The sequence below is a fragment of the Streptomyces sp. A0642 genome, from assembly GCF_004795105.1.
GTDB lineage: Bacteria > Actinomycetota > Actinomycetes > Streptomycetales > Streptomycetaceae > Streptomyces.
Genome location: NZ_SSBL01000009.1, coordinates 217,997 through 240,770, shown reverse-complemented (window position 1 = coordinate 240,770; position 22,774 = coordinate 217,997). Strand labels below are relative to the sequence as shown.

At 71.6% G+C, this 22,774-nt stretch carries 24 protein-coding genes; 15 read left to right on the top strand and 9 right to left on the bottom strand.

What is annotated here, in order from left to right; translation table 11 throughout:
* Positions 1 to 304 precede the first annotated feature (304 nt).
* Positions 305 to 2,131: a phosphoenolpyruvate carboxykinase (GTP) gene (locus E6R60_RS18870; protein ID WP_136327745.1), complete on the bottom strand. Its 1,827-nt coding sequence runs from the start codon at positions 2,129 to 2,131 to the stop codon at positions 305 to 307.
* Positions 2,132 to 2,340: 209 nt separating this feature from the next.
* Here E6R60_RS18870 and E6R60_RS18865 point away from each other — a divergent pair, with 209 nt between their 5' ends.
* The 3 genes from E6R60_RS18865 (at position 2,341) to E6R60_RS18855 (ending at position 4,046) form a co-directional block, all read left to right on the top strand.
* Complete coding sequence (locus E6R60_RS18865) at positions 2,341 to 3,039, top strand: hemolysin III family protein (protein ID WP_136327744.1); 699 nt, start codon at positions 2,341 to 2,343, stop codon at positions 3,037 to 3,039.
* 12 nt (positions 3,040 to 3,051) lie between these two features.
* The gene (locus tag E6R60_RS18860) at positions 3,052 to 3,300 is read left to right on the top strand and encodes a transposase (protein ID WP_346766075.1); all 249 of its coding nucleotides are present in this window, start codon (positions 3,052 to 3,054) and stop codon (positions 3,298 to 3,300) included.
* Positions 3,301 to 3,413: 113 nt separating this feature from the next.
* A complete protein-coding gene (locus E6R60_RS18855) occupies positions 3,414 to 4,046 on the top strand; it encodes a TetR family transcriptional regulator (protein WP_136327743.1) in 633 nt (210 codons plus the stop codon).
* 3 nt (positions 4,047 to 4,049) lie between these two features.
* On the opposite strand, the gene E6R60_RS18850 is transcribed toward E6R60_RS18855, so the two are convergent.
* Positions 4,050 to 6,068, bottom strand: a complete 2,019-nt coding sequence (locus tag E6R60_RS18850; protein WP_136327742.1) for a thioredoxin domain-containing protein — start codon at positions 6,066 to 6,068, stop codon at positions 4,050 to 4,052.
* Between the two features lie 230 nt (positions 6,069 to 6,298).
* Between E6R60_RS18850 and E6R60_RS18845 the strand changes: the two genes are divergently transcribed.
* Positions 6,299 to 6,865, top strand: coding sequence for a Uma2 family endonuclease (locus E6R60_RS18845; RefSeq protein ID WP_136327741.1), 567 nt, complete (start codon positions 6,299 to 6,301; stop codon positions 6,863 to 6,865).
* Between the two features lie 497 nt (positions 6,866 to 7,362).
* Here the strand turns inward: E6R60_RS18845 and E6R60_RS18840 are convergent, their stop codons facing one another.
* A complete protein-coding gene (locus tag E6R60_RS18840) occupies positions 7,363 to 7,611 on the bottom strand; it encodes a hypothetical protein (RefSeq protein ID WP_240802615.1) in 249 nt (82 codons plus the stop codon).
* A 72-nt stretch (positions 7,612 to 7,683) separates the two neighbouring features.
* On the opposite strand from E6R60_RS18840, the gene E6R60_RS18835 reads away from it, so the two are divergent.
* The 3 genes from E6R60_RS18835 (at position 7,684) to E6R60_RS18825 (ending at position 11,921) form a co-directional block, all read left to right on the top strand.
* Positions 7,684 to 8,310, top strand: a complete 627-nt coding sequence (locus E6R60_RS18835) for a DUF2975 domain-containing protein (RefSeq protein WP_240802614.1) — start codon at positions 7,684 to 7,686, stop codon at positions 8,308 to 8,310.
* Positions 8,310 to 8,552 carry a helix-turn-helix transcriptional regulator gene (locus E6R60_RS18830; protein WP_136327740.1) on the top strand — a complete coding sequence of 81 codons (243 nt, stop codon included), beginning with the start codon at positions 8,310 to 8,312 and terminating at the stop codon, positions 8,550 to 8,552. Before E6R60_RS18835 ends, E6R60_RS18830 begins: the two co-directional genes overlap by 1 nt.
* A gap of 141 nt (positions 8,553 to 8,693) precedes the next feature.
* The gene (locus tag E6R60_RS18825; RefSeq protein ID WP_206309453.1) at positions 8,694 to 11,921 is read left to right on the top strand and encodes a tetratricopeptide repeat protein; all 3,228 of its coding nucleotides are present in this window, start codon (positions 8,694 to 8,696) and stop codon (positions 11,919 to 11,921) included.
* Between the two features lie 208 nt (positions 11,922 to 12,129).
* Here the strand turns inward: E6R60_RS18825 and E6R60_RS18820 are convergent, their stop codons facing one another.
* Both E6R60_RS18820 and mca read right to left on the bottom strand, forming a co-directional pair.
* The gene (locus E6R60_RS18820; protein WP_136327738.1) at positions 12,130 to 12,363 is read right to left on the bottom strand and encodes a hypothetical protein; all 234 of its coding nucleotides are present in this window, start codon (positions 12,361 to 12,363) and stop codon (positions 12,130 to 12,132) included.
* 1 nt (position 12,364) lies between these two features.
* Positions 12,365 to 13,246, bottom strand: a complete 882-nt coding sequence (mca, locus tag E6R60_RS18815) for a mycothiol conjugate amidase Mca (RefSeq protein WP_136327737.1) — start codon at positions 13,244 to 13,246, stop codon at positions 12,365 to 12,367.
* Between the two features lie 97 nt (positions 13,247 to 13,343).
* Between mca and E6R60_RS18810 the strand changes: the two genes are divergently transcribed.
* The gene (locus tag E6R60_RS18810; protein WP_136327736.1) at positions 13,344 to 13,754 is read left to right on the top strand and encodes a DUF4307 domain-containing protein; all 411 of its coding nucleotides are present in this window, start codon (positions 13,344 to 13,346) and stop codon (positions 13,752 to 13,754) included.
* A 189-nt stretch (positions 13,755 to 13,943) separates the two neighbouring features.
* Positions 13,944 to 14,441 carry a transcription elongation factor GreA gene (gene greA, locus E6R60_RS18805; RefSeq protein WP_136327735.1) on the top strand — a complete coding sequence of 166 codons (498 nt, stop codon included), beginning with the start codon at positions 13,944 to 13,946 and terminating at the stop codon, positions 14,439 to 14,441.
* A 55-nt stretch (positions 14,442 to 14,496) separates the two neighbouring features.
* Here the strand turns inward: greA and E6R60_RS18800 are convergent, their stop codons facing one another.
* The 3 genes from E6R60_RS18800 to ilvA all read right to left on the bottom strand — a co-directional run bounded on the left by E6R60_RS18800 (position 14,497) and on the right by ilvA (position 17,770).
* Positions 14,497 to 15,348 (bottom strand): ABC transporter permease, encoded by an 852-nt coding sequence (locus E6R60_RS18800; RefSeq protein ID WP_136327734.1) that lies wholly within the window; start codon positions 15,346 to 15,348, stop codon positions 14,497 to 14,499.
* Complete coding sequence (locus E6R60_RS18795; RefSeq protein WP_136327733.1) at positions 15,345 to 16,349, bottom strand: ATP-binding cassette domain-containing protein; 1,005 nt, start codon at positions 16,347 to 16,349, stop codon at positions 15,345 to 15,347. Before E6R60_RS18795 ends, E6R60_RS18800 begins: the two co-directional genes overlap by 4 nt.
* A 191-nt stretch (positions 16,350 to 16,540) precedes the next feature.
* A complete protein-coding gene (gene ilvA / locus E6R60_RS18790; protein WP_136327732.1) occupies positions 16,541 to 17,770 on the bottom strand; it encodes a threonine ammonia-lyase in 1,230 nt (409 codons plus the stop codon).
* Positions 17,771 to 18,085: 315 nt separating this feature from the next.
* Here ilvA and E6R60_RS18785 point away from each other — a divergent pair, with 315 nt between their 5' ends.
* The 6 genes from E6R60_RS18785 to E6R60_RS18760 all read left to right on the top strand — a co-directional run bounded on the left by E6R60_RS18785 (position 18,086) and on the right by E6R60_RS18760 (position 21,503).
* Complete coding sequence (locus E6R60_RS18785; protein ID WP_136327731.1) at positions 18,086 to 18,616, top strand: MarR family transcriptional regulator; 531 nt, start codon at positions 18,086 to 18,088, stop codon at positions 18,614 to 18,616.
* 107 nt (positions 18,617 to 18,723) lie between these two features.
* Positions 18,724 to 19,218 carry a sigma factor-like helix-turn-helix DNA-binding protein gene (locus E6R60_RS18780; protein ID WP_136327767.1) on the top strand — a complete coding sequence of 165 codons (495 nt, stop codon included), beginning with the start codon at positions 18,724 to 18,726 and terminating at the stop codon, positions 19,216 to 19,218.
* Positions 19,215 to 19,466, top strand: coding sequence for a hypothetical protein (locus tag E6R60_RS18775; protein WP_136327730.1), 252 nt, complete (start codon positions 19,215 to 19,217; stop codon positions 19,464 to 19,466). Before E6R60_RS18780 ends, E6R60_RS18775 begins: the two co-directional genes overlap by 4 nt.
* A gap of 194 nt (positions 19,467 to 19,660) precedes the next feature.
* Complete coding sequence (locus tag E6R60_RS18770; RefSeq protein ID WP_136327729.1) at positions 19,661 to 20,068, top strand: YciI family protein; 408 nt, start codon at positions 19,661 to 19,663, stop codon at positions 20,066 to 20,068.
* Between the two features lie 8 nt (positions 20,069 to 20,076).
* Positions 20,077 to 21,222 (top strand): DUF6596 domain-containing protein, encoded by a 1,146-nt coding sequence (locus tag E6R60_RS18765; RefSeq protein WP_136327766.1) that lies wholly within the window; start codon positions 20,077 to 20,079, stop codon positions 21,220 to 21,222.
* Between the two features lie 89 nt (positions 21,223 to 21,311).
* Positions 21,312 to 21,503 (top strand): DUF1059 domain-containing protein, encoded by a 192-nt coding sequence (locus E6R60_RS18760; protein ID WP_136327728.1) that lies wholly within the window; start codon positions 21,312 to 21,314, stop codon positions 21,501 to 21,503.
* An 88-nt stretch (positions 21,504 to 21,591) separates the two neighbouring features.
* Here E6R60_RS18760 and E6R60_RS18755 read toward each other — a convergent pair whose 3' ends face one another.
* A complete protein-coding gene (locus tag E6R60_RS18755) occupies positions 21,592 to 22,737 on the bottom strand; it encodes a cystathionine gamma-synthase (protein ID WP_136327727.1) in 1,146 nt (381 codons plus the stop codon).
* Between the last annotated feature and the right edge of the window lie 37 nt (positions 22,738 to 22,774).

Genomic DNA, 22,774 nt, shown 5'->3' with positions numbered 1-22,774 from the left:
GTATCCCCGACAACGTCATGGCCCCCACAACCCCCGCACCCCCCGGCGCGGCCCCGTCAAACGTAGGCCGGGGCGCAGCCCGCCAACAGCTCCGGCCGGTCACGACCCGACCACGAACAGGGCCGGCTGACGCGCGGACGGTGTCCGGCGCCGCCGGGAAACAGGGCCGGCCCCCGGAACCGTATGAGGGTTCCGGGGGCCGGCCCAGGGGCGTGTTCGTGCACGCCCCTGCCGCGGCGGGCCGTGACCCCCACAGGTCAGGGCGGTTGTCGGGAGCCCGGCCGCGGGCGTTCAGGGGGCGGGATCAGCCCAGGCGCTGGACCAGCGCGTGGTACTCGTCCCACAGGCCCTTCGGCGTGTGGTCGCCGAAGGTGTTGAGGTGCTCGGGGATCAGCGCCGCCTCCTCGCGCCAGACCTCCTTGTCCACGTTGAGCAGGAAGTCCAGGTCGGACTCGGAGAGGTCCAGGCCCTCGGTGTCGATCGAGCCCTTGGCCGGCAGGATGCCGATCGGGGTCTCGACGCCCTCGGCCTTGCCCTCCAGGCGCTCGACGATCCACTTCAGGACGCGGCTGTTCTCGCCGAAGCCGGGCCAGACGAACTTGCCCGCGTCGTTCTTGCGGAACCAGTTCACGTAGTAGATCTTCGGGAGCTTGGACTGGTCCGGCTTGTCCGCGCCGACCTTCAGCCAGTGGTTCATGTAGTCGCCCATGTTGTAGCCGCAGAACGGCAGCATGGCGAACGGGTCGCGGCGCAGCTCGCCGACCTTGCCCTCGGCGGCGGCGGTCTTCTCGGAGGCGACGTTCGCTCCGAGGAAGACCCCGTGCTGCCAGTCGAAGGACTCGGTGACCAGCGGGACGGCCGAGGCGCGGCGGCCGCCGAAGAGGATGGCCGAGATCGGCACGCCCTTCGGGTCCTCCCACTCGGGGGCGATGATCGGGCACTGGCCGGCGGGGACGGTGAAGCGGGCGTTGGGGTGGGCGGCGGGCGTGCCGGACTCGGGGGTCCAGTCGTTGCCCTTCCAGTCCGTGAGGTGCTCGGGGAGCTCCTCGGTCATGCCCTCCCACCAGACGTCGCCGTCGTCGGTGAGCGCGACGTTGGTGAAGACGGAGTTGCCCCACATGGTCTTCATGGCGTTGGCGTTGGTGTGCTCGCCGGTGCCGGGCGCGACGCCGAAGAAACCGGCTTCGGGGTTGATCGCGTAGAGGCGGCCGTCCTCACCGAACCGCATCCAGGCGATGTCGTCGCCGATGGTCTCGACGGTCCAGCCGGAGATCGTGGGCTCCAGCATGGCGAGGTTCGTCTTGCCGCAGGCGCTCGGGAACGCGGCGGCCACGTACTTCGACTCGCCCCTCGGCGGCGTCAGCTTGAGGATCAGCATGTGCTCGGCGAGCCAGCCCTCGTCGCGCGCCATCACGGAGGCGATGCGCAGCGCGTAGCACTTCTTGCCGAGCAGTGCGTTGCCGCCGTAGCCGGAGCCGTAGGACCAGATCTCGCGGTCCTCGGGGAAGTGCGAGATGTACTTGGTGGAGTTGCACGGCCACGGGACGTCCTCCTGGCCCTCCTCCAGGGGTGCGCCGAGCGTGTGGACGGCCTTGACGAAGAAGCCGTCGGTGCCGAGCTCGTCGAGGACGGCCTGTCCCATGCGGGTCATGGTGCGCATGGAGACGGCGACGTACGCGGAGTCGGTGATCTCGACGCCGATGGCGGAGAGCGGCGAGCCGACGGGGCCCATGCAGAAGGGCACGACGTACATGGTGCGGCCGCGCATGGAGCCGCGGAAGACACCCTTCTCCCCCACGAAGATCTCCCGCATCTCGGCGGGGTCCTTCCAGTGGTTCGTCGGACCGGCGTCCTCCTCCTTCGCGGAGCAGATGAACGTCCGGGTCTCGACGCGCGCGACATCGCTCGGGTCGGAGGCGGCGTAGTACGAGTTCGGGCGCTTGATCTCGTCGAGCTTGGTGAACGTGCCCTTGGCGACGAGCTCCCCGCACAGGCGCTCGTACTCGGCCTCGGATCCGTCGCACCAGACCACTGCGTCCGGCTCGGTCAGGGCTGCGATCTCGTCGACCCAGGCGACGAGCTCCTGGTGGTGGGTGGGGACAGTGAGGGGAGCCGCGATGTCGCGCGCCACGATCGCTCCTTGGTGAGGGTGTGTGTTTGGTAGGCCCCGTGGGGGCTGCGACCCGGATGCTTCTACCCTTTCGACTTCCCTGGCGCTCATCCGGTGCCGACCGCACTCATTTGATCATCCGACCCTTCCGCCCATATGTCCAGGGGGCCGCCCACGTGAGCATCGCCACTCGGATCCGGTACCTACGGAGGCGTAGGTACGATGCGGGGATGACTGCTCCCGCCGCCGCGCCCGACCCCGCCGGGCTGAAACCTGCCGGAACCGACGACGCCGAGCTGAAGCCACGCATGCGCGGCTGGCTGCACGCGGGGATGTTCCCGGCCGTCCTCATCGCGGGCATCGTGCTCATCGCGCTGGCGGACGGCACCCGCGCCCGGATCGCCTGCGGGATCTACATCGCGACGGCCTGCCTGCTCTTCGGCGTGAGCGCGGTCTACCACCGGGGTACGTGGGGGCCGCGCGGCGAGGCCGTGCTGCGCAGGCTCGACCACGCGAACATCTTCCTGATCATCGCGGGCACCTACACCCCGCTGACCCTGCTCCTGCTGCCGGAGTCGACCGGGAAGCCGCTCCTGTGGGCGGTCTGGGTCGCGGCGGTCGCGGGCATCGCCTTCCGGGTCTTCTGGGTCGGCGCCCCGCGCTGGCTCTACACCCCCTGCTACATCGCGATGGGCTGGGCGGCGGTGTTCTTCCTGCCGGACTTCATGCGGACCGGCGGGATCGCGGTGCTGGTGCTCGTCGTCGTCGGCGGGCTGCTCTACAGCGCCGGCGGGGTCATCTACGGCATCAAGCGGCCGAACCCGTCACCGCGCTACTTCGGCTTCCACGAGGTGTTCCACTCGCTGACCCTGGCGGCGTTCGCCGTCCACTACGTCGGCATCTCCCTGGTGGCCTACAACCACACCTGAGCAGCCCACACGATCCCCGTCGACCAGGGCCGCGGCTTTCGAGCCGCGGCCCTTTCGCATCTCCGGGAGGGCGGCCCACCGCGGGCCGGGCCGCTGAAGGGCGTCAGCTCCCGCTACCTGCGGCAGGAGTACACGGGCACGATGAACCAGGCGATCGCGTACGGCCGCCTGCGGGCCCCCTCGTACTTCGCCGGTTCGTGCAGCGGCGCGCCCCTCCAGATCGTCAAGGACTACATCGAGAACCAGAAGCGACCCGACTGACCGTCACCACAGAAGCGCACAGACCTCCGGCGCTCCGCGCCTGCGGGCCGAGGATCGCATTCCCTCCCCGCGTGAACGCCGGGATTCCCTACGAAGCTCAAAGGATCGCAACCATGGCCGCCACCTCCCGTACCCCCTCCTCGACCGCACCCGGGGCACAGCCCCCGATGGGGCTGCGCGAGCGCAAGAAGCTCAGGACACGGGTCGCGATCCGGACGGCGACGTACCGGCTCATCCAGGAACGGGGCTACGAGGCGACGACCATCGAGCAGATCGCGGAGGCGGCCGAGGTGTCGCCGAGCACGGTGTTCCGGTACTTCGCGACCAAGGAGGACATCGTCCTCACCGACGAGTACGCCCCGCTCATGGTGGCCGCGCTCCGCAGCCGCCCGCTGGACGAGCCTCCGCTGGAGTCCCTGCGGCTGATGATGCACGAGGCGCTGGCGTCGTTCCCCGCCGCGGAGGACGAGGAACTGCGCCGGCGCACCCGGCTGATGGTGGAGATCCCCGCCCTCCGGGTCCGGATGACCGAGACCATGTCGGGCACCGCGAAGCTGCTCGCCCAGGCACTCGCCGACCGGACCGGCCGCAGGGCGGACGACCTGCGCATCCGGGTGTTCCTCGCGGCGGTGCTGGGGGCGCTGCGCGAGGTCACGCTGTACTGGGGCGAGCACGGCCAGGAGGGCGACCTGGTAACGATGATCGACGAGGCGCTGGACACGCTGGAGGGCGGCCTGCGGCTGTGAACGTCAGCTCCCGGCACCCCTGAGCACGCCGGCCAGCACCTCCGGGTCCGTCGTCGGCGCGTCACAGACGAAGTGCCTGCAGACGTACGCCGTCGGCGCACCGCCCAGCATCGGGCGTTCCGCCAGCAGCGGGAACTCCGACCCCGCCGTCTCCCCCGCCGCGACCACCGCGCCCGGCGCCCGCCCGAGCAGGGCCGTACGGTGCAGAGCGCCGCCGACCGGCCCGGCGACCGCCACCTCACGCGGGCCGTCGAGCAGCGCCTCGGCCACCGCGAGTCCCCAGCTGATGAACCGCGGCGCCCGCGGGCCCAGCGCCTTCACCACGCCCAACGCCCCCTCCGCGGCCGTGCGGTGGGGCTCCGATCCGGTGTACGCGGCGTACGAGAGCAGCGCACCGGCCGCCGCGGTCCAGCCGGCAGGGGTCGCGCTGTCCGTCGGGTCCTGCGGGCGGCGGATCAGCTGCTCGGCGTCGTCCGCCGTGTCGTACAACTGACCGCCCTCGCCCGTGAAGTGCTGGAGCACGATGTCCGTGAGGAAGCCCGCGAACTCCAGCCAGGTCCCCTCGCCGGTGACGGCGGCCAGGGCCAGGAAGCCCTCCGCGACGTCGCCGTAGTCCTCCAGCACCCCGTCGTGCGTGCCGGCCACACCGTCCTTCGAGGTGCGGACGAGCCGGGCGACCGGGCCCATGTGGAGCCGCACCAGCAGGTCGGCCGCCTCGGTGGCGCGCTCGATCAGGTCGGGCCGTCCGAAGTACGCCCCGGTCTCGGCGAGGGCGGCGATCGCGAGCCCGTTCCACGCCGCAACCACCTTGTCGTCCCGCCCGGGCCGGGCCCGCAGCTCACGGGCGGCGAGCAGCCGGGCCCGCACATCGGCGGCGCGCGCCTCGTCCGTGGTCTCCGCCGCCGGGAGCCGGAGCACCGACGCCCCCTCCTCGAAGGTGCCCTCCTCGGTCACCCCGAACAACTCGGCGGCGAACGCGGCGTCCTCCTCGCCCAGCACCTCCCGCAGCTGGGCGGGCGTCCACACGTAGTAGGCGCCTTCGACGTGCTTGCCGTCCGCGTCCTCGCTGTCGGCGTCCAGCGCGGAGGCGAAGCCGCCCTCGGGGGTGCGCAGCTCCCGGACCATGAAGTCGGCGGTCTCCAGCGCGACGCGGCGGGCGGACTCCGACCCGGTGGAGCGCCACAGATGGGCGTACACCCGGCAGAGCAGCGCGTTATCGTAGAGCATCTTCTCGAAGTGCGGGACGACCCACTCCCGGTCCACCGCGTAGCGGGCGAACCCGCCGCCGAGCTGGTCGTAGATCCCGCCCCTCGCCATCGCCTCACAGGTGTCGGCCGCCATCTGGAGCGCCCCGTCGGCCCCCGTGCGGGCGTGGTGGCGCAGCAGGAACTCGATCGTCATCGCCGGCGGGAACTTGGGCGCGCCGCCGAAGCCGCCGTGCTTCTGGTCGTAGTCACGGGTCAGTCCGAGCAGCGCCTGGGCGAGCTCCGGCTCGCCGGGCAGACCCTCGCCGCCGTGGGCGAGGGTGCGCTCGGACAGGTCGCGGACGATGCGCGAGGCCACCTCGGCGACCTCGTCGCGCCGGTCGGTCCAGGCCGCCGACACCCCTTCGAGCACCTGCCGGAAGGACGGCATGCCGTGGCGGGGCGCGGGCGGGAAGTACGTACCGAAGTAGAAGGGTTCGGCGTCGGCGGTGAGGAAGACGGTCATCGGCCAGCCGCCCTGGCCGGTCGCCGCCTGCACGGCCTCCATGTACACGGCGTCGACGTCGGGGCGTTCCTCGCGGTCGACCTTGACGGAAACGAAGTGCTCGTTCATGTAGGCCGCGGTGGCGTCGTCCTCGAAGGACTCGTGCGCCATGACGTGGCACCAGTGGCAGGCCGAGTAGCCGACCGACAGCAGAACGGGCACGTTCCGCCGCCGTGCTTCCTCGAAGGCTTCCGGTGTCCAGGGCCACCAGTCGACGGGATTGTCAGCGTGCTGAAGCAGATACGGCGAGGTCACGCCAGCTAGCCGGTTCATGCGAGCCAGCCTCTCACAGCGCCTGACGCGACCAGCGAAACCCTCACGAGCCTGCCCCGCCTGGCTGAATTGCACTTAGTGAGTCCTCACGTGGTGGGCGGCTCATCCCTCTCAGGGTCGGCGTCGGACTTTTCCCGGCGCTTCTCCAAGTCGGGCGGCCCGACACCTCGGAACAGTAGGCTGGGCGCAGCAGCGCCGGACCTGCCGAGTCTCCTCGAAGGAGGTACACCATGACCGCCGAGATGGTGGCGCCCGCGTGGATGCATGCGCAGATCAGCGCGGAACAGTACGACTCCTGGTCCGAGGAGCAGTGCGCCGGCATCGAGATCGTGGACGGGATGGTCGTCGTGAGCCCGAGCGCCTCCAAACGGCACAACCGGCTGGCTCGGATCCTGGCCAATGCCCTGGACTCCGCCGCAGGGCCGGACTGGAACGCCGACACGGACTTCGACGTCCGCCTGCAGGACGTTCCGCTCACCAACCGCCGTCCGGACGTCACCGTCTACCGGGCGGAGACCATCGACCTCACGCCCACGCGCCCGGAACACGTACTCCTGGTCGTCGAGGTCGTCTCACCCGGCTCGGAGACCACCGACCGGATCGTGAAGGTGGACCAGTACGCCAAGGCCGGCATCCCCTTCTACTGGCGAGTCGAGCAGGCCGCCACCGGTGTCCCGATCGTCTACACCTACGTCCTCGACCCCGCCACCAAGGCTTACAGGGACGGCGAGATGTTCACCGGCGCGGTGAAGGCCACCGCACCTTTCTCCATCACGGTCGATCTCGGGCTCTTGTAAAGTACCGAGAAGCCGCCCTGGTATCGGCGCTTGACCATCCACACCCGCCTAACGGTGCTTCGCGGACTCATCAGGGCATTCTCCGGCTACGGACCAGATGCACCACGTGCGGATGCGACTCCAGCTCGCACACGATCGTTCAGCCGCGCCCGGTCAAAAACTGCCCAGGGCACGTGGGCGGACGGTCGCGCCAACAGGGCAGCCGTCCAAAAAAAGCGAGCCACGTCCTGTTATCCAGTTGCGGTTCATCGGCACTAACGGGCTGACGTCACCGTCGGCGGCGATACAGGAGGGAACGGAAAAGTAGGCCGACCCTCACGAGTCGAGCAGAGAAGCTCGTGTGATGATCCTGGCTGTGCGGGACAATGGAAAGGCATCCCGCACAGCCATGTCGGTTCAAGCAGGACTCAGGTATGTGGTGATCGCCATGCCGGCCGCTCCAGGGCAGGAAAGCCGCGTTGCGCCTTCGAGGCTGCACAAGCCTGGACTCGCTGCCCTCACTCGGTGTCGATGTCGGTCTCGCCGACCTCCTTGTCGTCCGACTTGATACCCAGGCTCTCGATGAACTGCCGCTCCCGCGCCGCCAGTTCCTGCTGCCGGGCGAGGATGAACTCGGTGAACTCGTCGACCTTGAGATGCTCGATGGATGCGAGGCTGACTCCGTGCGAGTCCAGGATGTCGGTCCGCCCGTCCTCCGCGAGCCTGATGAGCGTCTGCCGGATCGACACACCCGGCGGCGTCGTCATGACGATCCGGTTGGCGGGACTGGAAGCCCCGGGGACCCCGCTCTGGGTGATGACGTGTCGATAGGTCTCGCTGTGCGCCGTCGCCAACTGTTCCAGCACGTTGGCCGTGCCGCCGTCGAGGTTCTTCCGGGGGCTCTGGCCTCGGTCACCTTCGGCCTGGCCGTGCTCTGCGGGCTCGCCTTCCTCGGTACGGCGGCCACGCACCTGCTCGACGACGGGGCGGTCTGCGTGAAGACGGGATTCTGGGCCAACGCCTCGTTCGGGCCCGACGGCCTGCCCGTCGGCGAGGGCGTGAAGGCGTCCAGCAGCACGGCGCGCCTCTGCCAGGACGGCCCCTCCGCGGGACAGCGGGCCGCGGACCTCGGGGGCCGGCTGCCCTGGCTGCTGTTCGGCGCCCTCGCGCTCCTGCTCTTCTCCCGGCTGCTCACGGACGTCCTGCGGCAGGGGCCGTTCACGGACACGGTGGCGCGACGGCTCTCGGTTCTCGGCTGGTTCGTCGCCGCGGGCACGCCGCTGGCCGGCCTCGTCGCCGGCTGGTCACAGTCCTGGCTCGCCCACAGCATGGCGCCGGCGGCGGACTCCGGGCCGGGCCTTTCCGGGCCGATGGCCCTGATCCTCGCCGGGCTGGCCGCGGTGATCATGGGGCGGATCATGCGCGAAGGCGTGCGCATGCGCGAGGACATCGAGGCGACCATCTGATGCCCGAGGACGAACCCCACGGCATCCGGATCCACCTCGACCGGCTCCTCGCCGAGCGCGGCATGACGCTCACCGAACTCTCCTCACAGGTGGGCATCACCGTCGTCAACCTGTCCGTACTCAAGAACGGCCGGGCCAAGACCGTACGCTTCTCCACCCTGTCGAAGATCTGCGAAGCCCTGGGGTGCCAGCCGGGAGACCTGATCACCCACGACCCCACCGAACCCGCCGGACCGGCCTGACCCGCCGACACGGAACACGGGACTCCGGTTTCTCCTCGCGGACTCCCTGTCGCGCACCGGCCCCAGACAGGAGACTGGTACCTCGCACGGCCGGGACGCCGGACCGGCCTAGGGGGCAGGAACCGAGGGGGACGTATGCGGATGCGGGACAGCCACCGGGCGGAAGCCGAACGGCTGTTGGCACGGGCCGTGGAGGAAGAGGTGCGACGCTCCGGCGGCCGGACCGACCCCGGCCCGCTGATGGCACGCGGCCGCGCCGCGATGGACACGCTGACGGCCGCTGCGGGCGAGGAGTACGCCGCGTACACCGAGGCCCTCGACGCCGAGGCAGCCGGGCGGCAGCCCCTCACCCAGCGCCTCAACCGGACCACCCTCGGAACGCCCCTGCTGGTCACGGGGGTTGCCGCCGCCGCGGCCTTCGGCGCCGACCTCGCCCTCGGCACGGCATCCGGCCTGGCACTCGGTGCGGGCGCCGTCGTCGCGGTCGCCGGCGCCACCGCCACCGTCGCCAAGGTCACCGCCTCCCACTGGCCGGCCGCCCATCGCCGGGCCGCGGCCCTCGGGCAGCCCGGCGGCACCGAGCAACTGCGCCTCCAGTGGCTGACGGCCCTGGAGGTGCGGGGCATCCGCCCCTTCATCGACCAGCAGCGCATGCTGACCGCGTCCTCCCGCACCCCGGCGAAGAAGAAGGCCGCAGCGGACCGGACGGCGCCGCAGCTGCGCGGCGGGGACCGCAGCGCGGCGGCCCGCATGCGGGCGCTCCTGGAACAGTCTTTCAGTCATCTCCCCACGGCCGATGGCGAGTTCGCGGGCCGCCGGGCCGAACTGGCCCGGATCGCCCAGTGGGTGCAGGCGGCCCGCGCGTCGACGGAGACGAAGCCGACCGTCGTCGTCCTGCACGGGCCGCCGGGCGCCGGGCGCACCACCCTGGCCGTGCGGGCCGCCCACACCCTGAAGGACCAGTTCCGGGGTGCGTGCGTGGTCGACCTGCGCGGCGGTGCGGACGACGAAGCGCCGCTGCCGACCCGGGACGCCCTGCTGCATCTGCTGAACAGGCTCGGCGCCCCCCGCGAACAGCTGCTGTTCCGTGACAGCTCCTCCGCCGAGCAGCAGGTGCGCCGGCTCAGCGAGCTCTACCACCAGCACCTCACCGGCACCCCGGTGGCGATCGTCCTCGACGACGCGAGCGACGCCGAGCAGGTCCGCACCCTCGTGCCTGAGCGCTCGGACAGCCTGGTCCTGGTCACCGCCCGCACGCCGCTCGACCTGCCGGATTCCCTCCCCGCCCGGGTGCACCAGCTCGCCGTCGGGGCCCTGGACACGGCGGGCGCCGAGGAGTTGCTGCGCGGGGCGTCCCAGGACGACGGGCAGGGGCCGTACGACTTCCCGGCCGGTGAGGCGATCACCGAACTGTGCGGCGGTCTGCCGCTCGCGCTGCGGATAGCGGGCTCCTCGCTCGGCGAGCGCACCCCGAGCACCCTGGCCGCCGACCTGGCGGCCTACGGGCCGGTCCCGCCGGTCGAGCGGGCCCTGTGGCTGCGCTACACCGACCAGTCCGAGCAGGCGCGGCGGCTGCTGCGCCGTCTCGCGCTGGCCGGTCGCGCCAGCCTCGGCGCCGCGGCCGCCGCGGCGCTCCTCTCGGCCGACGAGCAGGAGGCCGGGCGGCTGCTGACCGCCCTGTCCCGGGCCGGGCTGCTGGACCATGTGCGGGGCTCCCGCTACCGGCTGCACGATCTCGTGCGCGGCTTCGCCCTGGCCCGGCTGAACGACGAGGAGGAGGCCGCCGACCGCACCGCCGCCCAGGAGCGGCTCATCGCGAACTACGCCGAACTGGCGGGCGCGGTGATCCGCATGGTCGACGGCAAGATGTCCACCCGCGCCGGGCAGTTCGGCCCGCACGGTTTCGGCTCCCTCGACGCGGCCCTGCGGTGGCTGGACGACGAGTCGAGTTTCATCACGTCCGCGCTGCGGCACAGCGAGGGCGTCGACCAGGGTGCGGTCCTCGATCTCCTGGGCGCGCTGTGCGACTACTGCCTGCTGCGCGGCGACCTCTACCGGCTGGGCGAGATCAGTGAGCTGACGCAGGCGGTCGACCAGGGACTGCTGGAGCGGTCGGTGCAGTGGCGGACCGGTATCGCGGCCCGCCAGCTCGGCGAGCTGGACAAGGCCCGCACCACGCTGTCGTCCGTCGTCGGCCTGTACCGCGAGGCGCAGAACGACTCCGGCACGGCGCTGGCGCTGTGCTCGCTCGGCATCACCCTGCACCACCAGGGCAATCTGACGGAGGCGGCGGCCCGGCTGCGCGAGGCGATCGCCCTGCAGTCCTCCACGGCTCAGGCCGCGGACCGGGCCTGGTCGCTGCACGCGCTGGCCGCGGTGGAGCGCGACCGGGCCCGCCCGGCCGAGGCGCTGGAGCTCCTGGACACCGCGCTTCTCCTGCACCGGGAGGGCGAGTCGCTGCACGGGGAGGCGTGGACGCAGTTCCAGCTGGGCCAGGTACGCCTGCGGATGGGCGATGTGGAGCGGGCGGAGACCGCGCTGCGTACGGCCCTGGATCTGTACGGGCGGACCCGTGACGAGCGGGGCGAGGCGTGGGCGCTGACCCAGCTGGCCCGGGCCCGGCTGCTGGACGGCGACCCGGCCCCGGCGGTCGAGCAGCTGAACGCGGCCCTGGGCCGCCACCGCGACAACGAGGACGCCCGGGGCGAGGCGTGGACGCTCTACTACCTGGGCCAGGCCCTGGAGGAGGCCGGCGACACCGACCAGGCGGTGCGGCAGCTGGAGCGGTCCCGCACGATGTTCTCCCGGATGCGGGACGTGTACGGGCTGGCGTGCGCCCGCCACCACTCGGGGCGCGTCACCCGCGACCAGCGGGCCGCGCAGACGGGCAACCTGCGCAATTCCGGTTTCGCCCGTCAGCTGCTGGCCGACGCCCGGGCCGACTTCCGCCGCATCGGGGTCGCGCACGGGGAGGCCTGGACGGCTCTGGAGCTGGTCCTGATCGACGCGGGCAACCAGCGCGCGCCGCAGGCCCTGGAGCTGTGCGGGGAGGCGGCCGCGCTGTTCGACTCGTACGGCGACGCGCGGGGAGCGGACTGGGCCCGCTTCCTGCGCTGCACGCTGCTGCCCTTCGCCTCGCCGGGCGGCATCGAGGTGGGCACGGTGGTGGCCCAGCAGGAACTGGCCGACCTGATCGCGGCCGGCCATCCGACGCGGGACGCGAAGCTGGACGACTGCGCGGAGGCGTTCCGGGTCGTCCTGAACCGGGGCGTGTCCCTGGAGGACGGCTGGCAGGCCTGGCGCCTGGGCCTGACCCCGACCCGCCAGGCGCGGGAGATCATGGGGGTGGCGGTCCCGGAGTCCGCGTGAGCGGGTTCCGCGGGGCCGGCCCCGATGAGGCCCGGCCCCGTCGGACCGAGCCCGGCCGGCTCAAGCCCGCCCGGCGATCGAGGGCAGCGTCGGCCCACCCTGCGCCCGAGGGCGACCTGCGGCCCGTCCGACGCCTGAGGGCATCCGGCCGGGCCACCCCGGCGGGGGGTCCTCACCGGTCGCCCCGGCACGGCGCCCCCGCCCCGCGCTACTTCCGCTTCGCGGAACCCACGGCCTCCGGGGCCGCACCCGCGTCCGTCTCCTCCGGCGCCTCCTCGAAGTCCACCTTCCCCATGTGCCGGTTCATGGACTTCATCAGCAGCCACACGCCCACGGCGAGCGCCGCGAAGACGATGAAGCCCAGGACCCCGGGGGTCACCTTGTTCTTGTCGAGTTCCTCGGCGAGCGGGACGAGGTGCGTCAGTGCCTGAGTCGCGTACATATCAGGCATTGTCGCGGATGCCCGCGAAGAGGTCGCTCTCGGGGAGGGAGGTATCGACGAGAGACTTCGCCAGCTCGTACTCCTCGGTCGGCCAGACCTCCCGCTGGATCTCCATCGGGACGCGGAACCAGCCGCCGTCCGGGTCGATCTGCGTCGCGTGCGCGATCAGCGCCTTGTCGCGGATCTCGAAGAAGTCCGCGCACGGAACGTGCGTGGTCAGCGTGCGCTCGGCGCGCTCGAACTCCTTCCAGCGCTCCAGCCAGTCCCCGTAGGGCGACTCCAGCCCGCGGGCGAGCAGCGCCTCGTGCAGCGCGACCGTGCGCGGCTTGTTGAAGCCCTGGTTGTAGTAGAGCTTCTGCGGCGTCCAGGCCGGACCGAACTCCGCCTCGGGGAACTTCTCGGTGTCCGACGCTCCGTCGAACGCGATCATCGAGATGGTGTGGGTCATGATGTGGTCGGGGTGCGGGTAGCCCCCGTTCTCGTCGTACGTGGTGATGACCTGCGGCCGGAACGCGCGGATCTTCGCGACGAGGCGGCCCGCCGCCACGGTCTCGTCCTCCAGCGCGAAGCAGCCCTCGGGCAGCGGCGGCAGCGGGTCGCCCTCGGGGAGACCCGAGTCGACGAAGCCGAGCCACTCCTGCTTGACGCCCAGGATCGCCCGGGCCTCGTCCATCTCCCTCTTGCGCACCTCGTGGATGTTCTCCTCGATGTACGCGTCGCCCTGGAGTTTCGGGTTGAGGATGGAGCCGCGCTCGCCTCCCGTGCAGGTCACGACCAGCACGTCCACCCCCTCGGACACATACTTGGCCATGGTGGCCGCGCCCTTGCTCGACTCGTCGTCGGGGTGGGCGTGTACGGCCATCAGTCGAAGCTGCTCAGTCAAGACTCGATCCTCAGTGATTGGTCGCGAAGTGCAACTTCTATAGTGACCGAACCGGGGGGTGGAAAATTCCTCGATCCCCGGTACGGGAGGAACGATCATGACGGCGGTGCGCGAGACGCTTCCCGAGAACCGCTACGGCCGCTCCGCGGACCAGCGCGCGGACCGCAAGCTCAAGATCATCGGCTCGGTCCTCGGCGTCGCCCTGCTGGGCGTGGTCGGCTGGATCGGTTACGACTACGTGGGCGGCCAGGCCCTCAGCGCCGAGATGATCAAGTTCAAGGTCGTCTCGGACGACCGCGTCGAGGTGCACCTGGAGGTCCGCAAGGACCGGGACGCCAAGGGCTACTGCACGCTCCGCTCGCAGAGCGAGAACGGCACGGAGGTCGCGCGCAAGGACTTCCGCTTCGACGGCGCCACCGACCGGATCGACCGGGTCCTCACCCTGCGTACGACGTCCCGGGCGACGGCTGTGGAACTGCTGGGCTGCACGGAGGGCGGCGGGGCGTAGCGTTGACCGCCGCACGGGTGACGTGAGCGACTCCTGACGGCGCTGACCTGCGGTTCCGCACTCCGGGCCGTTTACCTCCTCCCCCTTTCCCCGGCGAATTGTTAGGCTCGTGGTTTCGCCCACCCGTGGAAGCGCATGCTTCGGGGTAGGGCGATGCTTTGTATTCCCAGTACCGACGAGGAGCACCCTGTGACCCAGACCAGCGAAAACGTCACCTGGCTCACGCAGGAGGCGTACAACCAGCTCAAGGCCGAGCTGGAGTACCTGTCTGGTCCCGCGCGCACGGAGATCGCCGTCAAGATCGCGGCGGCCCGTGAGGAGGGCGACCTGCGTGAGAACGGCGGGTACCACGCCGCCAAGGAGGAGCAGGGCAAGATGGAGCTCCGGGTGCGCCAGCTGACCCAGCTCCTGGAACACGCGAAGGTCGGCGAGGCGCCGGCCGACGACGGCGTGGTCGAGCCCGGCATGGTCGTGACGATCGCCTTCGACGGTGACGAGGACGACACGACGACCTTCCTGCTCGCCTCCCGCGAATACGCGAGCGCCGACATCGAGACCTACTCGCCGCAATCCCCGCTCGGCGTGGGCGTGAACGGCAAGAAGATGGGCGAGACCGCGCAGTACGAGCTGCCGAACGGCAAGACCGCCAAGGTCAAGATCCTTTCGGCGAAGCCGTACTCCGGCTGACCCGCAGACCACAGGAGAGAGCCCCGGCCGCGTGCGGCCGGGGCTCTCTCGGTGCTCAGACCGCGACCGAGCGGTACTTGCGCACCGCGAGGGTCCGGAACACGGCGATGATGACCACCGACCAGAGCACCGAGGCCCAGACGGGATGCTGCATCGGCCAGGCGTCCGAAGGGGAGACACCGGGGTTCCCGAACAGCTCGCGGCAGGCCTGGACCGTGGCGCTGAACGGGTTCCACTCGGCGATCGGCTGGAGCCAGCTCGCCATGTTCTCGGTCGGGACGAAGGCGTTCGAGATGAAGGTGACCGGGAACAGCCAGATCAGTCCGCCCGACGTGGCCGCCTCCGGGGTGCGGACGGACAGGCCGATCAGCGCGCCGATCCAGGAGAAGGAGTAACCGAGAAGGAGCAGGAGGCCGAAGGCCCCGAGCACCTCTCCGACGCTGGTGTGCGTGCGCCAGCCGACCAGCAGGGCCACGATCGCGAGCACGATGACGGTGATGGCCGTCTGCACGAGGTCGGCGAGCGTCCGGCCGGTGAGCACCGCGCCGCGCGCCATGGGCAGGGAGCGGAACCGGTCGATCAGACCCTTGTGCATGTCGTCCGCGATGCCGGCGCCCGCGCCGGCCGTGGCGAAGGTGACCGTCTGCGCGAAGATGCCGGCCATCAGGAAGTTGCGGTACTCGCTGGCGCTGGTCGAGCCGTCGACCACGAGGGAGCCGCCGAAGACGTAGCTGAACAGCACCACGAACATGACCGGCTGGATGACCCCGAAGAGCAGCATCTCCGGGATCCTGCTCATGCGGATCAGGTTCCGGCGGGCGATGACCAGCGAGTCGCGGGCGGACTGGCCGATCCCGCCGGCGCGGCGCAGCGCGCGACCCGGGGTCGCGTCGGTAACGGCACTCACTTCTCTGCCTCCGTCCGGGCGGGCTCCGGGGCGTCCGCCCCGTTCTCGTCGGTCTTCTCCTGCTCGGCCGCGTGGCCGGTGAGGGAGATGAACACGTCGTCGAGGGTGGGCCGGCGCAGGCCGATGTCGTCGATCTCCACGCCGCGGGCGTCGAGGTCGCGGATGATCTCGGCGAGGAGTTTCGCGCCGCCGTCGACCGGGACGGTCAGTTTCCGCATGTGCGGGACGACGGTGGCGGCGCCCTTGCCCAGGCGGGTGAGGACGTCGCGGGCGGGTGCCATCTGGTCGGGCTGGTGCACGACGACCTCGACGCGTTCGCCGCCGGTGCGGGCCTTGAGCTGGTCGGACGTGCCGCGGGCGATGACGAGACCGTGGTCGATCACGCAGATGTCGTGGGCGAGCCGGTCGGCCTCCTCCAGGTACTGCGTGGTCAGCAGCAGTGTGGTGCCGCCGGCGACCAGTTCCTCGATGACCTCCCACAGCTGCTGCCGGTTGCGCGGGTCGAGACCGGTGGTCGGCTCGTCCATGAACATGACCGGCGGGGAGACGACGAGCGCCGCCGCGAGGTCGAGCCGGCGGCGCATGCCGCCGGAGTAGGTCTTGGTGGTCCGGTCGGCCGCGTCGGCCAGGTTGAACCGCTCCAGCAGCTCCACCGCCCGGGCCTTCGCGTCGCGCGAGGACATCTGGTAGAGCTGGCCGACCATCTGGAGGTTCTCGCGGCCGGTCAGGTATTCGTCGACGGCGGCGAACTGGCCGGAGAGCCCGATGGAGCGCCGCACCTCGTTGGGTTTCTTCAGTACGTCGATGCCCGCGACGAAGGCGCTGCCGCTGTCGGGCCTGAGCAGCGTCGTGAGGACGCGTACGGCGGTGGTCTTGCCGGCTCCGTTGGGGCCGAGAAGTCCGAGGACGGTGCCTTGCGGCACGTCGAGGTCGACGCCGCCGAGTGCTCGTACGTCTCCGAAGGTCTTCACCAGACCTTCGGCGTAGATGGCGCCTGGCATATGGGGTTCCCCCAGTGCGTTCGGGTGACTTCCTCACAGATCCTAGATTTGCCCGTGGGGCCGCGCCCGGTGAAGACACGAGACGAACGCGTGTACGTCCCGGGGCCGGGCGCACGCACAGTAATGCGATACATCGCGTCCGACAAGGGATCGGGAGCGGGTCGTCTGCGGGACCCCGGGTGGGACACCCGTCAGGTGAGGACGAGGTACCCCGCCTCCCGCAGCGCCGCCGCGACCTCCTCGCAGTGCTCCGGGCCCTTGGTCTCCAGGTGGAGCTCCACCTCGGCCTCGGTGAGGCCGAGCCTCGGGTCCGTACGCACATGGCTGACGTCGAGGACGTTGGCATCGGCCACCGTCAGCACGCCCAGCATGGTCGCGAGCGCTCCGGGGCGGTCCGTGAGGCGCAGCCGCAGGCTCAGGTAGCGGCCGGCCGCCGACATGCCGTGGGTGAGGATGCGCTGCATCAGCAGCGGGTCCACATTGCCGCCGGACAGCAGCGCCACCACCGGGCCGCGGAACGACTTCGGGTCGCTCAGCAGCGCCGCCACCGGGCTGGCCCCGGCCGGCTCCACCACCATCTTCGCCCGCTCCAGGCAGAGCAGCAGGGCGCTGGACAGCTCGTCCTCGGAGACCGTACGGACCTCGTCGACCAGCTCCTGGACCAGGCCGAACGGCACGTCGCCGGGGCGGCCGACCTTGATGCCGTCCGCCATGGTCTGGAGCGCGCCGATCGACACGGGGTGGCCGGCGGCCAGGGAGGGCGGATAGGAGGCCGCGCCCGCCGCCTGCACGCCGATGATCCGCACATCGGGCCGGATCGCCTTCACGGCCACGGCGATGCCCGCCGCGAGACCGCCGCCGCCGACGCCGACGACGATCGTGCGCACCTCGGGGCACTGCTCCAGGATCTCCAGGCCCACCGTGCCCTGCCCGGCGATGATGTCGGGGTGGTCGAAGGGGTGGATGAAGACCGCGCCGGTCTCGTGCGCGTACTCCTGCGCGGCGGCGAGCGTCTCGTCGACGACATGGCCGTGCAGCCGCACCTCCGCTCCGTACTCACGGGTCGCGGCGATCTTGGGGAGCGGTGCGCCCACGGGCATGAAGACCGTCGACCGTACGCCGAGCAGTGCAGACGCGAGCGCGACACCCTGCGCATGGTTTCCGGCACTCGCGGCGACGACGCCTGCGGCCCGTTCGACCGGGGACAGACCGGAGATGCGTACGTACGCGCCCCGCAGTTTGAACGAGCCGGTTCGCTGCAGGTTCTCGCACTTGAACTGGACGGGTGCGCCGACCAGCGCCGACAGATGGCGGCTGCCCTCCAGCGGGGTGACCCTGGAGACGCCGGAAAGCATCTTCTGCGCCCCTCGGACGTCGTCGAGGATCAGCGGGGGAAAACGGCCGGGCGGCGGGAAGTTCATACCGCAAGTCTTGCAGCTGGGACCGGCCGGCGGGCGGGGGCGGAAGCAGGAGCGGGGCTGGGTGCGTGCGGCTGCAAGGCGGAGGACTGAGCAAGGGCGGAGCCCTTGCGATCGACGACAACGCCGCAGATGTGGGTGCCCAGCCCCGTGACGCCGCCCCCGCCCGCCGGTCGGTCCCCAAGGGGTTGCGGCCGCCGTCGCGCGTCCCCTCCTGCGGCGATGTCCGCAGGTTTGTGCGGCACTGGTACGCGTTGCCCCGGGGCCGCGTACTCTGTCCCCCACCCATCCGACACCGCACGAAGAGAGCTCCCGGCCATGCCCCCTCAGGACATGACGACTGCCGCGTCTCCTTCCGGGGGCGCCACCCCGGAGAAGCCGGGTCACGACCACCTTCTCGACGCTCTGCAGCACCAGGTGGCGGTCTTCGCCCGGCGTGCCGAACAGACCCGCCTCGGCGGCGTGGGCCAGGTGCGCAACTCGATGGACCGTGCCGCGTATCTGCTGCTCAACCGGCTGGACCGGGAAGGGCCCATGGGCGTCAAGGCGCTCGCCGCCGGGATGGGGATCGACTCCTCGACGGTGACCCGGCAGGTCGCACCGCTCGTGGACACGGGTCTGGTCAAGCGCACCTCGCATCCGGAGGACGGCCGCGCGGTCGTGCTCCAGCTGTCCCCGCGCGGCCAGGCCAGGCTGGACGAGGTGCGGGCCTCGCGGCGCGAGTTGATGTCGCAGGTGACCGACGAGTGGTCCGAGGACGAGCGGGACACGTTCTGCACGCTGCTCACCCGGTTCAACGCGGCGCTGGCCGCGCGGCAGGCGGCGCACCAGACCTCGTCGGCGGGATAGCGCCCGCGGAACGCTGTCCGCGGCCTGGCGGGGCAACCCGGCACGAGCCCCGTCTCCACCGGTCGCGGGGGTTGACCCGGGGGCCGCGGAGCGCTCCGATGGACCTCGTGCGAGAGCGCCATACGGTCCGACAGCGGTTCCGTGCCCAGGAGTTCGAGGCCTTCGTCGCGGGGGCGGCGGGCCGGCTGCTGCACACCGCGACCCTGCTCACGGCCGAGCCCGCGGATCCGCCCGGGGCCAACGCGCGTGCGCGGCGGCTCCTGACGGCCGCGCTGGCCCGGACGTACGCGGACTGGGACCAGCTGCACGGGGAGGATCCGTACAACCGCACCCGGCAGGACCTGGCCGCCCGGTTCGCCCGTGAGGCGTGGCGCCATCACGGCCCGCGCGGCGGGCTGCTGGACGCGTTGAGCCCGCAGGAGCGCCTGGTCTTGGTGCTGCGCCTGTACGAAGGGGTGCCGGAGGAGCAGACGGCGGCGCTGCTCGGCGTTCCGGTGGACCGGGTCCGCGCGGTCTGCAACCGCTCGGTGGCCACGATGCGCGGCACCCGGGGCCCGACCACGCGCCGGGGTCGCACCGGGGCCCTGGGGACTGCCCCGTGAGCGGGATGGGACGCAAGGAGGACGAGGTCCGGCGGATGCTGGAGGCCTCCCGTCCGCAGGTGCCCGCCGGCCTCGCGGCCCGGGCCGCTGAGCGCGGCGCCCGGCTGCTGCGCCGGCGGAGGGTGCTGCGACGGCTGTGGCTCCTGGCGGCGGCCGGGGCGGTGGTGGCCTTCACGGTGTGGGCGGTGGTGGCCGAGCCGTGGCAGGCGCCGCCCGCCACGACGACGCCACCACTGGAAGGCTGGTAGGGCCGCGGACTTGGAGGCCGGGGGGCGGCCCCGCCGGCCGGGCGACGGACCCGGGCCTCGCGGGGCGGCTCCTCTACGCTCGTCCACGGACTTCAGAAAATAAATCCGACGGCGATGTCGAGAACCCGTCAGCGGCTCCGTCCCTGGGATGAACGCGGCCACAAGGGGCCGCACCAGCACCGAGGAGAACCATCATGGCCAAGTACCTGCTGCTGAAGCACTACCGCGGCGCCCCGGCTCCGGTCAACGACGTGTGCATGGACCAGTGGACGCCGGAGGAGATCTCGGCCCACATGCAGTACATGCACGACTTCGCGGCGAAGCTGGAGAAGACGGGCGAGTTCGTCGACGGCCAGGCGCTGGCCCCCGAGGGTGCGTGGGTCCGGTACGACGGCGAGGGGCGCCCGCCGGTCACCGACGGACCGTTCGCCGAGACGAAGGACCTCATCGCCGGCTGGATGATCATCGACGTCGACGGCTACGAGCGCGCCGTCGAGCTGGCGGGGGAGCTGTCGGCCGCCCCGGGCGCGGGCGGCAGGCCGATCCACGAGTGGCTGGAGCTGCGCCCGTTCCTGACCGAGACGCCCACCATCACGGAGTGACGACACCAGTGGACGAGGTCTTGCTCAGGAGCCTCACACCGAGCGTGCTCACCGTCCTCGTCCGCCGCGGAGCCGACTTCGCGGCGGCCGAGGACGCCGTGCAGGACGCCCTGGTCGAGGCGCTGCGAGTCTGGGAGGCCGACCCGCCCCGGGATGCCAAGGGGTGGCTGATCACCGCCGCCTGGCGCAAGTTCCTCGACGCGACCCGCGCCGACGCCGCCCGCCGGCGCCGCGAGGACCGGGTCGAGGAGCAGCCGGCGCCCGGGCCGGCGGCCGCGGAGGACGACACGCTCCAGCTCTACTTCCTGTGCGCCCACCCCTCACTGACCCCGGCGTCGGCCGTCGCGCTCACCCTGCGCGCGGTCGGCGGGCTGACCACGCGCCAGATCGCCGCGGCCTACCTGGTGCCCGAGGCGACCATGGCGCAGCGCATCAGCCGGGCCAAGCGCACCGTGTCCGACGTGCGGTTCGACCGGCCCGGCGACGTCGCCACCGTGCTGCGCGTCCTCTACCTGGTCTTCAACGAGGGCTACTCCGGCGATGTCGACCTGGCCGCCGAGGCCATCCGGCTGGCCCGTCAGCTGGCGGCACGTATCGACCATCCGGAGGTGGCCGGGCTCCTCGCCCTCATGCTGCTCCACCACGCGCGGCGGGCCGCCAGGACCGCTCCCGACGGCAGCCTGGTGCCGCTCGCCGAGCAGGACCGCGGCCGGTGGGACACCACGCTGATCGCCGAGGGCGTCGGCATCCTCCAGGCCGCCCTCGCCCGCGACCGGCTGGGCGAGTTCCAGGCCCAGGCCGCCATCGCCGCCCTGCACGCCGACGCGCCCGCCGCCGGGGAGACCGACTGGGTGCAGATCGTCGAGTGGTACGACGAACTCGCGCGCCTGACCGACAGCCCGGTCGTCCGCCTGAACCGCGCGGTCGCCGTCGGGGAGGCCGACGGGCCGCGCGCCGGCCTGGCGGCGCTCGCGGCGGTGGACGCCTCCCTGCCGCGCCACCGCGCGGTGGCGGCGTACCTCCACGAGCGCGACGGCGACCCGGTCACGGCGGCCCGGCTGTACGCCGAAGCGGCCCACCAGGCCACGAACCTGGCCGAGCGCGACCACCTCACACGCCAGGCCGCACGGCTCAACGCCCGCCGGGGTCACTGAGGGGCCCCGCCGGCTCACGGGCCGATCGTTGACGGGTCACGCACGGCTGTCCGATCTATCCTGGAATGGCAACGGCCGAGGAGGCTGTGATGACCAGGAAGATCGCCGACTGCCGCAAGTATCCGAGTGTGTCGAACTGCTCGCTGACCATCTCCGGCGAGGAGGACGAAGTCGTGCGGGCCGCGACCGAGCACGCGGTCTCCGTCCATGAACACACCGACAGCCCCGAGCTGCGCGAGCAGGTCAGGGCCTCGCTGGAGGACGAGAAGGCCTCGGTCTGAGGAGCGCGACGAACGAAAGCCGAGGGCGCGATGCCCGAGGGCGGGACCGGTTTCCCCGGCCCCGCCACCGCTTTTGTTCGTGACGAGATCAGCCGAGCGCCTGCGTCAGGTCGGCCAGGAGGTCGTCGGCGTTCTCGATGCCGACGGAGAGCCGGACCAGGTCGGCCGGGACCTCCAGCGGGGAGCCCGCCGCGGAGGCGTGCGTCATCCGGCCCGGGTGCTCCAGCAGGGACTCGACGCCGCCGAGCGACTCACCGAGCGTGAACAGCTTCGCGCGGTTGCAGACCTCGACGGCGGCCTCCTCGCCGCCCGCGACGCGGAAGGACACCATTCCGCCGAAGGCCTTCATCTGCTTGGCGGCGACCTCGTGCCCCTGGTGCCCGGGCAGCCCCGGGTAGAGGACCTGGGTGACCTGGGGGTGGCGGGTCAGCAGGTCGGCGACCTTGGTGGCGTTCTCGCTGTGCCGGTCCATCCGTACGGCGAGGGTCTTGATGCCGCGCAGCACCAGCCAGGCGTCGAACGGCCCGGCGACGGCGCCCATCGCGTTCTGGTGGTACGCCAGCTCCTCCGACAGGTCGGGGTCGTTGACGATCAGGGCGCCGCCGACGACGTCCGAGTGGCCGCCCATGTACTTGGTCGTGGAGTGGACCACGACATCGGCGCCCAGGGCGAGGGGCTGCTGGAGGTAGGGGCTGGCGAAGGTGTTGTCGACGACGAGGCGCGCACCCGCGGCGCGGGCGACACCGGCGACGGCCTCGATGTCGGTGATGCCGAGCAGCGGGTTGGACGGGGTCTCCACCCAGACCGCCTTGGTGCGCGGGGTGATCGCGGCCCGGACCGCCGCCACGTCCGAGGTGTCGGCGACCGAGAACTCCACGCCCCAGCGCGAGGCGACCTTCGCGAACAGCCGGAACGTGCCGCCGTAGGCGTCGTTCGGGATGACCACGTGGTCGCCGGGCGTCAGCAGCGTACGGAGCAGGCAGTCCTCGGCGGCGAGACCGGAGGCGAAGGCGAGTCCGCGGCGGCCGCCCTCCAGGGCCGCGAGGTTCTCCTCCAGCGCGGTGCGCGTGGGGTTGGCGCTGCGGCTGTACTCGTAGCCGCCGCGCAGGCCGCCCACGCCGTCCTGCTTGTACGTGGACACCTGGTAAATGGGCGGAACAACGGCGCCGGTGAGGGGATCGGCGGTGTTTCCCGCATGGATCGCGAGAGTCTCGAAGCTGTGCTGGTCGCTCATGAGCCCCGAGCGTAGTCCGCCGCCGAGGCCGCTCACG